The sequence below is a fragment of the Burkholderia sp. AU19243 genome (assembly GCF_018148075.1).
GTDB lineage: Bacteria > Pseudomonadota > Gammaproteobacteria > Burkholderiales > Burkholderiaceae > Burkholderia > Burkholderia latens_A.
In genome coordinates this window covers 12,753-26,833 of record NZ_JAGSTV010000007.1, presented here as the reverse complement: position 1 = coordinate 26,833, position 14,081 = coordinate 12,753, and the positions used below count along the sequence as shown (strand labels likewise).

The following is a 14,081-nucleotide window of genomic DNA, read 5'->3' as shown; positions in this document are numbered from 1 at the left end:
CGTGGTGCCTGCAAGAATAGCGCCCCCGCAGCCGCGCGAGCCGCGACGGCGGGCGCGTTAAGTCGCCATAGCCGCGATGAAGCCTCGACCAGCCGACGCGCCAAGCGCTGCGTCGATCATCACGGGCCTATCTAACAGGTAAATGCTTTGAAGTTGTCGTTTGAAGTTCTCGAGGTGCTCGATGCGATAGATCGGGCGGGCACGTTCGCGGAGGCAGCGGTGCTGCTTCATCGCGTACCGTCTGCATTGACTTACCTTGTGCAAAAGACGGAGGCCGATCTCGACGTCGCCCTGTTTGATCGCCGCGGCCGACGTGCACAATTGACGGAGGCGGGGCGGCTGCTCGTCGACGACGGTCGTCGTTTGCTCCGAGCCGGGCAGGAACTGGAGAGGAAGGTTCGAAGTGTCCATGCGGGTTGGGAGGCCGAGCTCAGGCTGTGTGTCGACGAGATTCTTCCGCTCGCGTCGTTGTGGCCGCACGTGCGCGCCTTCTACGAAATGAAGATGACGACACGGCTTCGTTTATCGACCGAAGTGCTCGGTGGCGTATGGGACGCGCTCGTGACGGGGCGAGCGGATCTCGCGATCGGCGCCGCGGGCGAGCCGCCACACGCGCCCCACGTTGCGGCAAGGCCGATCGGCCTGTTGCGTCACGTTTTTGTCGTGGCGCCTCATCATCCGCTTGCCGTGATCGAAGAGACGCTGGATAGCGGCACAATTTCAAGTCATCGCGGCGTCGTCATCAGCGATACCTCGCGCGACCTCGAGCCGAGATCGGTGGCCATTCACGACGGGCAACCGGTCATCGTCGTACCGAATCTGGCCGCCAAAATCGACCTGCTTTGCGAAGGCATTGCCGTCGGCATGCTGCCCGCGCCCGTCGCCGAGGAGTTGATACGGCAGGGCAAGCTCGTCGAGCGCCAGGTGACAGGCGTGCGGGCGCACACGAACTGCTACCTCGGCTGGCGGGAGGACAAGACGGGACGTGCGCTGAGATGGTGGATCGAACAACTGGATCAGATCGACCTGATATCGAGGCTTTTCAGCACGCGCAGCATCGCTACCTGAAGCGAATGCGGGTCTCGCACATCGGCGTCGGCTCGCTCGATCGGGAGGACATCCTGTCCCGAATGCCGGATTCCTCCCACCGAGCCCATTGCGACCTCGCAGCCGCCCGAATGATCGACCGCAGTCAATTCACGCCAAATGTTGGCGATGCGCTTCGATAAACTGCTCGGGCGTTGTCAGCGGCCGACCGATGATCTCCTCGGTGATCTTCTCGACGCCGGCAAGCAGTTGCTCCTGCTGATCGATCCTGACTGCCGTGAAGTGGGCGGCAAACGAAGGGTCGCGATCGAGCCCGAGGGCCTTTACGAATTCATCCGGCGACACCTGTTCGAAGCGAATCTCTTTTTCAAGCGTCCTCGCGAGAATGCCCGCGAGTTCGATGTGGCTGACTTCAGTCGGGCCTGTGACGGGAATGATCGCGCTACCGAACGCTTCGTGATTTTCGAGAATCTTCACGACCACTTGCGCGATATCGATTGCCGCGACGGGCACGAAGCGGCTTTCCGGATCGAACGGTGTCAGGTAGCGACCGGCGCGGATCTCGGCCGCTATGTACAGCATCCATTCGGCAAAGAAATTGACGCGCAGATGCGCTGTCGGGACACCGGATCTGTCGAGGATTCGCTCGGATAGCCAGTGGCTCATCGTTGCCGGGCTGCGCGCGTGCGGGCGCGATTGCCGCTGCGACATATACACGATCTGCTTCACACCATGCTCGCTTGCCGCCTGCGCGAGTATCGCCGTCGCTTCCACCGCACCCTGCGTCAACGGATAGCAGAAGTAGACGCCATCGACACCGTGCATCGCACGGCGAACGTCTTCGATCTTCAACATGTCCCCGGTAACGATTTGTGCGCCCATTCGCTTCAGCGCGTCGGAACGATCGTCTTCACGACGTACTAACGCCGCGACCGCGTGGCCGTGGTCCAGCAGCAGACGAACGGTAGGAGCGCCTGTCGCACCAGTGGAACCCGTGACGAGAAACTTCTTCATGTCAATCTCCTGAAAGCAAGGAATCCCGGGCCCGGCTTGCGCGCCGGCCCCAACGCTTAAGCAGTACGGTCATCATGTTATAAGTTGCACGCGCGCCCCAACGTGCCAGGAAAGCGGGCTTCAAACATGATGACCATCATGCTTTCGTTCGTGAAGCATGATGACTATACTGTTTCCCGTCAATCATTTTCTTTGCAGTTTTTGGAGGACGTATGCGTTACCCGCCAGAAGAGACGGCAGAAAAACATGCCCGCATCCTCGAGCAGGCATCCATTCTGTTTCGCGAATACGGGTTTTCCGGCGTCAGCCTGAGTGAAATCATGAAGGCAACCGGCCTCACTCATGGCGCCTTCTACCATCACTTCGAGTCGAAGGAGGACCTGATCGCGAAGAGCATCGAAGACACTTCGGGCAAAGCGCTCGAGTCCATGAGGCAAGGCACGGCTCGCGGCGAGACGAGGGCTCAATACCTTGACGGGTACCTCACCGAGCAACATCGCGACGAGAGGGGGAACGGATGCATGATGGCAGGATTGGCCGGCGAGATTGCGCGCCAGCCAGCAGCGCAACCGGCCTTCACGCGGCATGTCGAGGGCATGCTCGAACGCTTGGCCGAGTCTGATGCGAAGGCGAGGAAGAAACACGCGCGTCGCGATGCGATTCACATACTCTCGAGCATCGTCGGAGCCCTCGTCCTGGCTCGGGCGGTCGACGACCCCGAACTGTCGCACGAAATTCTTCGCGAAACACGAGCGGCGCTGGACTGATCTGCGTCTGCTGGCCGAGGCGCCTGATCCGCGTCGCTGACTTCGTTGCGCTGCCATTCATGAATGGGACGGGGCTAGGCCCCTTTCCGACACGTTCGCGGGCATCGTCGCGTGCCACGCGCTTGGCTTCAACGCGGATGGCGGGATACTCGCCGCTCGCGACGACGTTTTTCTTCCCGGCGATTTTTCATGGGTATCACGAAAGCGTGGAGCCGGGCGGCTTCACCGTCAGATACAGCCCATTGCCGTCGGCAAGTTTGGTAGGCTTGTCGTCTGCCTTCACTTGTCGATCTTGCTGTCGGTAAGTGGCACGGTGAAAAAGGGGATCGTCTGGATGGTTGAAGTGCCCCGCATTTTTATCGGCGGGATGCGATTTCAGGCGAACGCAAGCGAACAATGGGCGGGTATAGGGCGCCCGACTGGCAAGGGTGACAGGCGAATCGCCGAACCAACACGAACAGGAGCGAACGAAGTGATCAGACATATCGTCATGTGGAAGCTGAAGGAATCGGCCGAAGGCGGCACGCGTGCGCAAAACGCGCTGAAGATGAAGGAAAAGCTCGAAGGCTGCCGCGACCTCGTGCCGGGCATCCTGCAGATCGACGTCGGGGTTGCGACGCCGGGCCTCGAAGCGACGTCGGATGTCGTGCTCGTATCCGATTTCGCGGACCGCGCCGCGCTCGACGCATACCAGGTGCACCCGGTGCACCAGGAAGTGAAGAAATTCGTTGCCGCGGTGGCCGAATCGCGGCAGTGCGTCGACTACGTTTGTGACAGCGCACGATGAGCGACGCGGCATCTCCGACGGCCGGCCCGTCGATCGAAAGTCCGTTCGTCGATCTGCTCGGCGTCCGATTGATTTCCGCGAAGGATGGCGCAAGCGAGATCGTGCTGCCGCTCGACGAGCGGCACATGAATACGTGGAGCATCGCGCACGGCGGCGTGACGATGACGCTGTCGGACATCGCGCTCGCGATGGCCGCGCGCAGCCTGACCGACGACGGTGTCGGCGTCGTTACGGTCGAGATGAAGGTGAACTTCATGCAGCCGGGGCGCGGCGAGCTGCGCGCGTATGGACGCGTGATGCATCGGTCGACGACGATGGCGTACTGCGAAGGCGAAGTGCGCGACAGCGACGGCAATTTCGTCGCGAAGGCGCTCGGCACGTTCAAGTACATGCGGCGCCTCGCGGTGGGTCGCGACATCAAGCGGCAGCGCACGCGCACGGCGCCTGATGCGCAGCCCGGCCCGAGCGACGCGTAGGTATTGAACGGCGCGGCGCTGCCTGAGCGATGGCAGGGCCGTTTCGTTTCGCGGCACGGATGCGCGGCCGGACGGCGATCCGGTGCGAATGGGCCTGGAGCCGGCAATGCACACGGTCAATCGCCGGATCCTGCTCGTATCGCGCCTGCACGGCGGCGCGAGCGGCGACAATGTCCGGCTCATCGACGCGCCGCGCACACGCGCTCGCCGAGCGGGGTGAGCGCGTCGCGACGAAGCCGCTGCATGGCCGCGAGACGATTGCATCCGAGCTGGCGCGCGCACCGGAAGCGTTCGCTGCGCCTGAACGGCCGCGGGCGCGGCAAGCAGCCGGTCCAGCCCGTGCGACCCGCGCATGGCATCATGTGACGCTTGTCCGCTTACGGCGCCGCATGCGCCGTCCTCACCGATGCCGCTGAATCCGAAGATCGCCCAGGTGCTCGACATGGTCGAGCGCGCGAAACGCCCGTCCTATCACCACCAGACGCCGCAGCAGGCGCGCGCCGCGTACGAGAAAAGCGCGCCGATCCTCGACGTCGCACCCGCGCCGATGCACGCGGTCGAGGCCTGCGTCGTACCGACCCGCGATGGCCGCACGATCGGTGCGCGGCTCTTCATGCCGGTCGAGCCCAGCCTCGCCGAACCGCTGCCGGCGCTCGTCTATTACCATGGCGGCGGCTTCACGGTCGGCAGCGTCGATACGCACGACGCACTGTGCCGGATGTTCGCGCGCGACGCGCAGTGTGCGGTGCTGTCGGTCGATTACAGGCTCGCGCCCGAACACAAGTTTCCGACAGCGGTGAATGACGCCGACGATGCGTTACGCTGGCTGCATGGCGAGGCGGCCGCGTTCGGCATCGACGCCGCGCGGCTCGCCGTCGGCGGCGACAGCGCCGGCGGCACGCTCGCGACCGTATGCGCGGTGCTCGCGCGCGACGCAGGCATCGATCTTGCGCTGCAGTTGTTGATTTATCCCGGCGTCACTGGCCACCAGCGCACCGACTCGCACGCGCGGCTCGCGAACGGCTACCTGCTGACGCAGGACACGATCCAGTGGTTCTTCACGCAATACGTGCGCGATCGCTCGGACCGCGACGACTGGCGGTTCGCTCCGCTCGACGGCACGCGCGGCGCACCGTCGTTCGCCGGCGTCGCACCGGCATGGATCGCGACGGCCGAATACGATCCGCTCAGCGACGAGGGCGCCGCGTACGCGGACAAACTGCGCGCGGCGGGCAATGCGGTCACGCTCGTCTGCTATCCGGGGATGATTCACGAGTTCTTCAAGATGGGCGGCTACGTGCCCGAGGTGCGGGCTGCCCATGCCGATGCGGTGGCGGCGCTGAAGGCCGCATTCGACGACATTTGACGGCGGTTGAGGACGGCGGCGCGCGACGCCGCGCGGAGAGAGCGATGACCGACAGCTTCGTGGAAACGGGCGACTGGACGGCGCTGGGCGCCGACGCCGCGCGCATTCGCGACGCGGTGTTCGTGCGCGAGCAGCGGATCCCGCCGGAATGGGAGCTCGACGACGACGATCCGTTGTCAGTGCATGCGGTGGCTTACCGGATCGATCCGGCAACGGGCGCACGTCGGGCGGTCGCGACCGGGCGGCTGCTGCCGTCCGGCACGATCGGCCGCGTCGCGGTGCTCGCCGATGCACGCGGGCAGGGCGCCGGCTCGGCAGTGCTGCACGCGCTGCTGGCGGCCGCGCGGCGCCGCGGCGAACCGCTCGTGCGGTTGTACGCGCAGGACGCCGCGGTGTCGTTCTACGTGCGGCACGGCTTCACGGCGATCGGCGAACCGTTCGTCGAACTCGGCGTGCCGCACGTCGAGATGGCGCGCGCGCCGTAGCGCGACGGCGCGGCCCGGGCGGCTTCAGCGCGGCCGCGTCGCGTCGATGTCGAACGTGAACGCACGCTCGAACGTGCCGGGGCGGACGGTGCGGTGCGAACCGTCGTCGTCGCAGCGCTCCTTGATGTCGACCGTCAGCCGCACGCCTTCCTTCATCGTCACGCGCAGCGCGGTCGTGCCGCGCGTGCCGTATTCCGGCGTCTCGATGAACGCGGCCGACAGCGCGCGTTCGCGCTCGATCGGAATGCCGGTGTGCGGCAGCGCGGCGTCGTCCGCGACGCGCGGATCGCGCATCAGCTCGATCAGCTCGTCGAGCGACGGTGTCGGATTGTCGGTCAGCAGCGTGCCGAGCTCGGCGCGTTTGCGCACGACTTTCGGCCAGGGCGTATCGAGCTGCGCATTCGACAGCGCATGCACGCCGGCGTCGACCGCGACCGGCGCGGCGACGGCGGTTTCGCCTTCGGCCGCCCGATTGCAGAACCACGCGAGCTCGCGCCGCTTCCAGTCGCCGACCAGCAGGTTGAAGCCGTTGTACACCGCTGCATGCTCGGCAAGTTGGCCAAGGTAATCGAGCGGCGCGACGGACGGGCCGCCGAGGAAGTCGGATACGAGCTTGCCGCGGGTCGGCGCGCCCGCGCGGATGTCGAACGGCGCACGGTAGTTCGTCAGCGCCGCGAAGCGGCCGTCGCGCGACACGCCGAGCCAGGTGCCGCCGGCTTCGAGGTCGCGGCCGGCCAGCACGCCCGGCACGTCCTCCCACCACGAAAGCGGCGCACTCGTCCGGCGAAAGAATTCGTCACGGTTGGCGGCCAGCGTAAAGACGGGACCGGCGGCGGCATCAGGCTGCCAGTCGAAGGCAATCAGACACATCGGGCGAATCTCTCGCAGGAAACATCGGGCGCCGGTCGCAATGATCCGCGAACCGGCGTGCGAATGGGGTTGTCAGTGCGTCACGCTTGCGTCGGGAACGCGTACGGCAGCGTGTCGAACGCGAGCGGCGGACCGTCTGCCGAACCGAGATGGACCGTGCCGCTGTCGAGCGCGGCAAGCTTGATCTCGACGAGCGCATCGACGCCGCCCGCGGGCGCGGCCGCCGCGTTGACGACCATCCCGCAAGGCTGGCCGGGGTCGTCGCTGTGGAACAGCTCGATGCCGGCCTGCGCGGTGTCGGTGTCGGCGGCCACGTGCGCGAGCGCGGTGCGGCGCTTGATCGTGCCGCGGTACTGGCTGCGCGCGACGACTTCCTGGCCCGGGTAGCAGCCCTTGCGGAAGTTGACCGCGCCGATCACGTCGAAGTTGACCATCTGCGGCACGAACTGCTCGACCGCCGGCTGCGTGATGCGCGGCTCGCCCGCGCGCACGTCGAGCCAGTCCCACACGGCCGGCGACACGACCGGCAGCGTGCCGGCAAGCGCGGCGACGCGCGCGTCGACTTCATCGCGCGGCCCGATCCACAGGTAGCGCTTGCGGCCGGCCGCATCCGGCACGCGGATCAGCGCGCCGGCCGGGCCGTCGACTTTCACGTGCACGCCGTCGGGCAGCGCATCGAAGACGCCCGACAGCGCGTCGCGCACGTCGCCCGCGAAGCCGACCACGGCGAGCGTGTCGCTCGCGTCCGTGAGCTTGGCTTTCGCGCGCAGCACGAACATCGACAGGCGTTTCTGCACGGCGGCCTGCACGTCCTTCGAGACCAGCAGGCGCACGCCGTGTCCCGCGCGCCACGCAAGGAACGATGCGAGCAGGCGGCCTTTCGGCGAGCAATAGCCGGACAGCCGCGCGCTCGCCGCATCGAGATGTTCGATGTCGTTGGTGAGCTGGCTGTGCAGGAACGTCGCGGCATCGTCGCCGGCGACGTCGATCACGCCGAACTGCGGCAGCGGCATGCAGGCGCCCGGCGCGTCGAAATCGGCGGCGGACGGACGGGGGAAAACGGGGAGCGACGCGGATGCGGGCTGGGCAGCCGGTGAAGCGAACGGTGTGCTCATGGAATGAGGGAACAGTCAACCCTGACTTTGACGAAGGCGAGCAAGTATTATATGGGTCTTACCTGAGTCTCGTTTCCATGTCCCTACTGAAGAAATGCGCCGCGACGATCGTGGCGCTGGCCGTCGTTGTGGCCGCTGCCGTCGCGGGCGGCGGATATTACTGGGCGACCCGGCCGCTGCTGCTCTCCGCCGCGTCGCTCGATGTCACGATCAAGCCGCGCAGCAGCGTGAAAAGCGTCGCGCTGCAGCTCAAGCGCGGCGGCGTGCCGATCGAGCCGTTCGGCTTCGTCGCGATGACGCGCGTGCTCGGGCTGTCGAGCCGGCTCAAGTCCGGCAACTACGAATTCAAGACCGGCATCACGCCGTACGACGTGCTGCAGAAGATCGCGCGCGGCGACGTGAACGAGTACGTCGCGACAGTGATCGAGGGCTGGACGTTCAAGCGGATGCGCGCGGAGCTCGACGGCAACCCCGATCTCGCGCATGCGACGGCCGGCATGAGCGACGCCGAGCTGCTGCGCGCGATCGGTGCGCCCGAGAGCGCGATCCAGCGCGGCAGCGGCGAAGGGCTGTTTTTCCCGGACACCTACCTGTTCGACAAGGGCACGACCGACCTGAACATCTACCGGCGCGCATACCATCTGATGCAGACGCGCCTCGACGAAGCATGGGCCGCGCGCGCGCCCGGCTTGCCGTACAAGACGCCTTACGAAGCGCTGACGGTCGCATCGATCGTCGAGAAGGAAACGGGGCATGCGGCCGACCGCGCATTCGTCGCGGCCGTGTTCGCGAACCGGCTGCGCATCGGGATGCCGCTGCAGACCGACCCGTCGGTGATCTACGGCCTCGGCGACGCGTACGACGGACGCCTGCGCAAGCGCGACCTGCAGGCCGACACTCCCTACAATACCTATACGCGTCGCGGGCTGCCGCCGACACCGATCGCCCTGCCGGGCGTCGCGTCTCTGCAGGCGGCGATCAATCCGGCGCAGACGAGCGCGCTGTATTTCGTCGCGAAGGGCGACGGTACGAGCGTGTTCTCGGATACGCTCGGCGACCACAACAAGGCCGTGGACAAATACATACGAGGTCAATAATGGCGAGCGGTAAATTCATCACGTTCGAGGGCATCGACGGGGCGGGGAAGACCACCCATCTGCAATGGTTCTGCGAACGTCTTCAGGCGAAGCTCGCCGCGGTCGGCCGGCAGGTCGTCGTCACCCGTGAGCCGGGCGGCACGCAGCTCGGCGAGAAACTGCGCGAGATTCTGCTGAACCAGCCGATGGATCTCGAGACCGAAGCGCTGCTGATGTTCGCCGCGCGCCGCGAGCACCTCGCGCTCGTGATCGAGCCCGCACTCGCGCGCGGCGACTGGGTCGTGTCCGATCGCTTCACCGACGCGACGTTCGCCTACCAGGGCGGCGGCCGCGGGTTGCCGCGCGACAAGCTCGAAGCGCTCGAGCGCTGGGTGCAGGGCGGTTTCCAGCCCGACCTGACGGTACTGTTCGACGTCGCGCCGCAGGTCGCGAGCGAGCGCCGGGGCGCCGCGCGCATGCCCGACAAGTTCGAAAGCGAGTCGGACGCGTTCTTCTCGCGCACCCGCACCGAATACCTGCGGCGCGCGCAAGAGGCGCCGCACCGCTTCGCGATCGTCGACGCGACGCAGACGATCTCCGACATTCGCCGGCAGCTCGAGCGCGTGCTGGCCGCGCTGTAACCCGAATGCCGTCACCCGAAGGAAGCACCCGATGATCTATCCGTGGCAGACCGACGACTGGAACCGCCTGCAGCAACTGCGCGCGCAATGGCCGCATGCGCTGCTGCTGCACGGTCAGGCCGGAATCGGCAAGCTGCAGTTCGCGCAGCACCTCGCGCAGGGTTTTCTGTGCGAGGCGCCGCGGCCGAACGGCGAGCCGTGCGGCGCGTGCGCGGCGTGCACGTGGTTCGCGCAGGGGAACCATCCGGACTACCGGATCGTGCTGCCCGAGGCGCTCGCGGGTGAGGCCCCGGGCGCAGCAGACGACGCGAAGCCGGCCGATGCCGACGAAGGCGGCAAGAAAACCCGTGCTCCGAGCAAGGAAATCAAGATCGAGCAGGTGCGCGCGTTGCTCGACTTCTGCGGGGTCGGTTCGCACCGCGGCGGCGCGCGCGTCGTCGTGCTGTATCCGGCCGAGGCGCTGAACGTCGCGGCGTCGAACGCGCTGTTGAAGACGCTCGAGGAGCCGCCGTCCGGCGTCGTATTCCTGCTGGTGTCGGCGCGTATCGACCGGCTGCTGCCGACAATCATCAGCCGCTGCCGGCAATGGCCGATGACGGTGCCCGCGCCCGACGCGGCGGCGGCATGGCTCGCGGCGCAGGGCGTCGACGACGCGCGCGCGCTGCTCGCCGAAGCCGGCGGCGCGCCGCTCGCGGCGCTGGCGCTTGCGAGCGACGAGAACCGGCCGTTGCGCGATTTCACGCTCGGCCAGCTCGCGGCCGGCGCCGCGTGCGATCCGTTCGCATGCGGCGAGACGCTGCAGAAGCTGCCGGTGCCGCTCGTGCTCGGCTGGCTGCAGCGCTGGCTGTACGATCTGCTCGCGCAACGGATGGCGGGCGCGCCGCGCTACTTCCCGATGCAGGCCGCCGCGCTCGCGCGTTGCGCGCAAGCGGTGGACGGAAATGCGTTCGCGCGCTTCATGAAGGCCGTGACGCGCCAGCGGATGGTCGAGAATCATCCGCTCAATGCCCGGCTCGTATTCGAGGAACTGTTTCTCGGTTATCGGGAAATGTTCGCGTGAGCGCGAATTGCTTCCTGCGAGTGCGGAAACGAATGGCGGCGTGCGTGTAGCGCCTGCCTTACGAATTCAGGAAACACGATGTTCGTCGATTCTCACTGTCACATCAATTTCAAGGGTCTTGCCGACCGGCTGCCGGCCGTGCTGGAAAACATGCGCGAGCACGACGTCACGCACGCGCTGTGCGTGTCGGTCGACTTCGAGACGCTCCCCGACGTGCTCGCGATCGCGCAGGCGCACGACAACGTGTATGCGTCGGTCGGCGTGCATCCCGATCACGAGGACGCGCGCGAGCCGACGCTCGCGGAGCTGATCGAGCTCGCGGCGCACCCGAAGGTCGTCGCGATCGGCGAGACGGGCCTCGACTACTACCGCCTCGAAGGCCGCTCGATCGCCGACATGGAGTGGCAGCGCGACCGCTTCCGCACGCATATCCGCGCGGCGACGGCGACGATGAAGCCGCTGATCGTCCATACGCGGTCGTCGTCGGAAGATACGCTGCGGATCATGGCCGAGGAGCGCGCGGACGTGCCGGGCGGCGTGATGCACTGCTTCACCGAGCCATGGCCGGTCGCCGAACGGGCGCTCGCGCAGAACTTCCACATCTCGCTGTCCGGCATCGTCACGTTCAAGAACGCGACCGACGTGCAGGACGTCGCGCGGCGCGTGCCGCTTGACCGTTTGCTGATCGAGACCGACTCGCCATACCTGGCGCCGGTGCCGTATCGCGGCAAGCCGAATGAACCTGCGTACGTGAGCCATGTCGGACGCTTTATCGCATCCGAGCGCGGGATCGCCGTCGAGGCGCTCGCCGATGCGACGACACAGAACTTTTTCCGGCTGTTCAAGATCGCCCGCTGACGACGCGCGGCCAGCCGACAACCCAGGGAAGGAGCCCACAACAATGACGAAGCCGACCACAACCCTGCCCAAGCGCGCACTCGTTGCCGCCGCCCTCGTCGCGAGCGGCCTGTTTGCCGCCGCCGGCGCGCATGCCGAGTCGCTCGACGCGATCGTGAAGGCGGTCAAGTTCGACGACATCGACGACATCGGCAAGCAGCTCAAGAGCGGCAAGCTCGACCCGAACACGCTCGCGCCGAACGGCGATCCGTTGCTCGTGATCGCCGCGCGCGAGAAGTCCGACAAGGTTGCCGCCGCGCTCGCGACGACGCCGAACGTCGATCTCGAGATGGAAGACAAGGCCGGCGAGAACGCACTGATGCTCGCGTCGCTGAACGGCGACGTCGGGCTCGTGAAACTGCTGATCGACAAGGGCGCGGAAGTCAGCAAGAAGGGCTGGGCGCCGCTGCACTACGCGGCCACCAATGGTCAGGACGAGGTCGTCAAGATCCTGCTCGACCACGACGCGTATATCGACACCGCGTCGCCGAACGGCACGACGCCGCTGATGATGGCCGCGCGCGGCAACCATGCGTCGACGGTCAATCTGCTGCTTGACCAGGGTGCCGATCCGCAGGTGAAGAACCAGCTCGGGATCACCGCGCTCGAGTTCGCGAAGCACTACAAGGCGCCCGATGCGATCGACATCCTGAGCAAGCGGACGGTGCGCATCGGTGCATCTGCGCCGGCAGATGCCCAAAAGAGTGCAAAATGACGGTTTCGGCGCGGGGGCGAAACACGCGCGACCGGCTGGAATCCGGCCGGCCGCGCGAGGGTTGCCGCCGCGCCGGTCAGTGCAGTGAGCGGCCTCGCGCCGCATTGACATAAGGAACACCATGTTGCGGGCTATGTTTTGTGCCGCGGCGTTTGCCGTGCCGTTGTCGGCAGCGGCTTTCACGGGCGCGGATCTCGACCGGCTGTGCGCGAAGACGGACGTCAAGTCGCGGGCGTCGTGCGCGGCCTACATCGAAGGCGCCGCCGATGGCGTCTACAACACCATCGACGCGATCGGCGGTACCACCGGGCCGCGCGTCGGGCAGTATTTCTGCCTGCCGCCCGACATCCGGGCGCAGCAGATGACCGACGCGGTGCGCAAGTACATCGCGGAGAACCCGAAGCTGGCCGACTACAACGCGAGCACCGCGGTGTCGCTCGGTCTCGGCAAGGCGTTTCCATGCAGGGGCGGCAGCTGATTTGACGCCGCGTTCGGGCGCGCGCATCGCCCGGACATCGCCGACGCATCCAGGACGACGCCGCCGCGCGTCATAACCGAAGGATCCCGGGCGCCGATGATTTCAATCGAGGAATTCCAGCGCATCGCCGATGCGCCGTTGCATACGTGGCTCGGCACGCTCGTCGTGTCGATTCTTGTGGTGCTTGCGGTCGTGCTCGTGCATCGGCTCGGCGCACGGATCGTCAAGCGCATCGCGCAGCCGTATCCGTTGATGAGCGTGATCCTGCGCTACATCGACAAACCGTCGCTCGTCACGCTCGCGCTGCTCGCCCTCGAGTTCCTGTGGACTCAGGCGGACGAAGGCATGTCGTTCGTGCGCGGGATGCGCAGCGCGGCCGCGGTCGGCTCGATCGTGTCGCTGACCTGGCTGCTGGTGCGGCTCGTGGCCGGCGTCGGCGACGCGATCATCCAGGCCCATCCGATGGATACGGCCAACAATCTCCACGCGCGGCGCATCCACACGCAGGCGAAGGTGCTCGTGCGCACGGTGATGGTGCTGATCGTGATCATCGGCACGGGCGGCGCGCTGATGACGTTTCCGAACGTGCGTCAGATCGGCGCGAGCCTGCTGGCGTCGGCCGGCGTTGCCGGTCTTGTCGCCGGTATCGCCGCGCGGCCGGTGCTCGGCAACCTGATCGCGGGGCTGCAGATCGCGCTCACCCAGCCGATCCGGATCGACGACGTCGTCGTGATCCAGGGCGAGTGGGGCCGTATCGAAGAAATCACCGGTTCGTTCGTGTCGGTACGGCTGTGGGATCAGCGCCGGCTCGTCGTCCCGCTGCAGTGGATCATCGAGAACCCGTTCGCGAACTGGACCCGCAACAGTTCGGAGATCATCGGCACGGTATTCCTGTCGGTCGACTACCGCACGCCGCTCGCGCCGCTGCGCGAGGAGCTCGCGCGGCTCGTCCACGCGGCGCCCGAATGGGACGGCCGCGTGCAGGTGCTGCAGGTGACCGACGCGACCGAGCGCACGATGCAGCTGCGCGCGCTGGTCAGCGCGGCCGATTCGTCGTCATGCTGGGACTTGCGCTGCCGCGTGCGCGAAGGCTTGATCGCGTACCTGCAAACGCGCTATCCGCAATGCCTGCCGCGCAGCCGCATGGAGCTGTATCCGCATGAGTCGGCGCCCGGCGAACCGAATCCTGAACGCCCGCATGCGCGGCAGCCGGCCGCCAGCACCGCGGCCAACACGGCGGCCGATCCGAAAGTCACCGAAGGCCGCTGAGCGCGAGCCGGTACCCGC

Annotated in this window: 16 protein-coding genes; 13 read left to right on the top strand and 3 right to left on the bottom strand. The window is 66.7% G+C overall.

Annotation, left to right across the window (positions count from 1 at the left end):
- Nucleotides 1–147: 147 nt before the first annotated feature.
- Nucleotides 148–1,068: a LysR substrate-binding domain-containing protein gene (locus KDW55_RS15070; RefSeq protein WP_040144361.1), complete on the top strand. Its 921-nt coding sequence runs from the start codon at nt 148–150 to the stop codon at nt 1,066–1,068.
- A gap of 129 nt (nt 1,069–1,197) precedes the next feature.
- Here KDW55_RS15070 and KDW55_RS15065 read toward each other — a convergent pair whose 3' ends face one another.
- On the bottom strand, nt 1,198–2,061 hold the full coding sequence (locus tag KDW55_RS15065) for an NmrA family NAD(P)-binding protein (protein ID WP_212160141.1): 864 nt from the start codon (nt 2,059–2,061) through the stop codon (nt 1,198–1,200).
- A 212-nt stretch (nt 2,062–2,273) separates the two neighbouring features.
- Here KDW55_RS15065 and KDW55_RS15060 point away from each other — a divergent pair, with 212 nt between their 5' ends.
- The 5 genes from KDW55_RS15060 (at nt 2,274) to KDW55_RS15040 (ending at nt 5,942) form a co-directional block, all read left to right on the top strand.
- Nucleotides 2,274–2,828: a TetR/AcrR family transcriptional regulator gene (locus KDW55_RS15060; protein WP_069241475.1), complete on the top strand. Its 555-nt coding sequence runs from the start codon at nt 2,274–2,276 to the stop codon at nt 2,826–2,828.
- A 472-nt stretch (nt 2,829–3,300) separates the two neighbouring features.
- The gene (locus tag KDW55_RS15055) at nt 3,301–3,615 is read left to right on the top strand and encodes a Dabb family protein (RefSeq protein ID WP_040144358.1); all 315 of its coding nucleotides are present in this window, start codon (nt 3,301–3,303) and stop codon (nt 3,613–3,615) included.
- On the top strand, nt 3,612–4,091 hold the full coding sequence (locus KDW55_RS15050) for a PaaI family thioesterase (protein WP_069241474.1): 480 nt from the start codon (nt 3,612–3,614) through the stop codon (nt 4,089–4,091). Before KDW55_RS15055 ends, KDW55_RS15050 begins: the two co-directional genes overlap by 4 nt.
- A gap of 406 nt (nt 4,092–4,497) precedes the next feature.
- Complete coding sequence (locus tag KDW55_RS15045; RefSeq protein ID WP_069241473.1) at nt 4,498–5,457, top strand: alpha/beta hydrolase; 960 nt, start codon at nt 4,498–4,500, stop codon at nt 5,455–5,457.
- A 44-nt stretch (nt 5,458–5,501) separates the two neighbouring features.
- A complete protein-coding gene (locus KDW55_RS15040) occupies nt 5,502–5,942 on the top strand; it encodes a GNAT family N-acetyltransferase (protein ID WP_069241966.1) in 441 nt (146 codons plus the stop codon).
- 24 nt (nt 5,943–5,966) lie between these two features.
- Here the strand turns inward: KDW55_RS15040 and KDW55_RS15035 are convergent, their stop codons facing one another.
- Entirely contained in the window at nt 5,967–6,812 is an 846-nt protein-coding gene (locus KDW55_RS15035) for an NRDE family protein (protein ID WP_069241472.1), read from the bottom strand.
- An 80-nt stretch (nt 6,813–6,892) separates the two neighbouring features.
- Nucleotides 6,893–7,927 carry a folate-binding protein YgfZ gene (locus KDW55_RS15030; protein ID WP_069241471.1) on the bottom strand — a complete coding sequence of 345 codons (1,035 nt, stop codon included), beginning with the start codon at nt 7,925–7,927 and terminating at the stop codon, nt 6,893–6,895.
- Nucleotides 7,928–8,004: 77 nt separating this feature from the next.
- Here KDW55_RS15030 and mltG point away from each other — a divergent pair, with 77 nt between their 5' ends.
- From mltG to KDW55_RS14995, 7 genes are all read left to right on the top strand, one after another.
- Entirely contained in the window at nt 8,005–9,024 is a 1,020-nt protein-coding gene (gene mltG / locus KDW55_RS15025; RefSeq protein ID WP_040144352.1) for an endolytic transglycosylase MltG, read from the top strand.
- The gene (gene tmk, locus KDW55_RS15020; protein WP_209824353.1) at nt 9,024–9,644 is read left to right on the top strand and encodes a dTMP kinase; all 621 of its coding nucleotides are present in this window, start codon (nt 9,024–9,026) and stop codon (nt 9,642–9,644) included. Before mltG ends, tmk begins: the two co-directional genes overlap by 1 nt.
- Nucleotides 9,645–9,675: 31 nt before the next feature.
- Nucleotides 9,676–10,704, top strand: a complete 1,029-nt coding sequence (locus KDW55_RS15015) for a DNA polymerase III subunit delta' (protein WP_212160139.1) — start codon at nt 9,676–9,678, stop codon at nt 10,702–10,704.
- Nucleotides 10,705–10,782: 78 nt separating this feature from the next.
- Nucleotides 10,783–11,562 (top strand): TatD family hydrolase, encoded by a 780-nt coding sequence (locus KDW55_RS15010; RefSeq protein ID WP_212160138.1) that lies wholly within the window; start codon nt 10,783–10,785, stop codon nt 11,560–11,562.
- Nucleotides 11,563–11,605: 43 nt separating this feature from the next.
- Nucleotides 11,606–12,316: an ankyrin repeat domain-containing protein gene (locus KDW55_RS15005; protein WP_212160137.1), complete on the top strand. Its 711-nt coding sequence runs from the start codon at nt 11,606–11,608 to the stop codon at nt 12,314–12,316.
- A gap of 121 nt (nt 12,317–12,437) precedes the next feature.
- Nucleotides 12,438–12,794 (top strand): Rap1a/Tai family immunity protein, encoded by a 357-nt coding sequence (locus KDW55_RS15000; RefSeq protein ID WP_006755340.1) that lies wholly within the window; start codon nt 12,438–12,440, stop codon nt 12,792–12,794.
- Between the two features lie 96 nt (nt 12,795–12,890).
- Nucleotides 12,891–14,063 carry a mechanosensitive ion channel domain-containing protein gene (locus tag KDW55_RS14995; RefSeq protein WP_040144347.1) on the top strand — a complete coding sequence of 391 codons (1,173 nt, stop codon included), beginning with the start codon at nt 12,891–12,893 and terminating at the stop codon, nt 14,061–14,063.
- Nucleotides 14,064–14,081: the final 18 nt, after the last annotated feature.

Bases quoted from the DNA above. Each gene is read 5' to 3' on its own strand.
- KDW55_RS15065 (WP_212160141.1), bottom strand. From the start codon at position 2,061: ATGAAGAAGTTTCTCGTCACGGGTTCCACTGGTGCGACAGGCGCTCCT.
- KDW55_RS15060 (WP_069241475.1), top strand. From the start codon at position 2,274: ATGCGTTACCCGCCAGAAGAGACGGCAGAAAAACATGCCCGCATCCTC.
- KDW55_RS15050 (WP_069241474.1), top strand. From the start codon at position 3,612: ATGAGCGACGCGGCATCTCCGACGGCCGGCCCGTCGATCGAAAGTCCG.
- KDW55_RS15045 (WP_069241473.1), top strand. From the start codon at position 4,498: ATGCCGCTGAATCCGAAGATCGCCCAGGTGCTCGACATGGTCGAGCGC.
- KDW55_RS15040 (WP_069241966.1), top strand. From the start codon at position 5,502: ATGACCGACAGCTTCGTGGAAACGGGCGACTGGACGGCGCTGGGCGCC.
- KDW55_RS15035 (WP_069241472.1), bottom strand. From the start codon at position 6,812: ATGTGTCTGATTGCCTTCGACTGGCAGCCTGATGCCGCCGCCGGTCCC.
- KDW55_RS15030 (WP_069241471.1), bottom strand. From the start codon at position 7,927: ATGAGCACACCGTTCGCTTCACCGGCTGCCCAGCCCGCATCCGCGTCG.
- mltG (WP_040144352.1), top strand. From the start codon at position 8,005: ATGTCCCTACTGAAGAAATGCGCCGCGACGATCGTGGCGCTGGCCGTC.
- tmk (WP_209824353.1), top strand. From the start codon at position 9,024: ATGGCGAGCGGTAAATTCATCACGTTCGAGGGCATCGACGGGGCGGGG.
- KDW55_RS15015 (WP_212160139.1), top strand. From the start codon at position 9,676: ATGATCTATCCGTGGCAGACCGACGACTGGAACCGCCTGCAGCAACTG.
- KDW55_RS15010 (WP_212160138.1), top strand. From the start codon at position 10,783: ATGTTCGTCGATTCTCACTGTCACATCAATTTCAAGGGTCTTGCCGAC.
- KDW55_RS15005 (WP_212160137.1), top strand. From the start codon at position 11,606: ATGACGAAGCCGACCACAACCCTGCCCAAGCGCGCACTCGTTGCCGCC.
- KDW55_RS15000 (WP_006755340.1), top strand. From the start codon at position 12,438: ATGTTGCGGGCTATGTTTTGTGCCGCGGCGTTTGCCGTGCCGTTGTCG.
- KDW55_RS14995 (WP_040144347.1), top strand. From the start codon at position 12,891: ATGATTTCAATCGAGGAATTCCAGCGCATCGCCGATGCGCCGTTGCAT.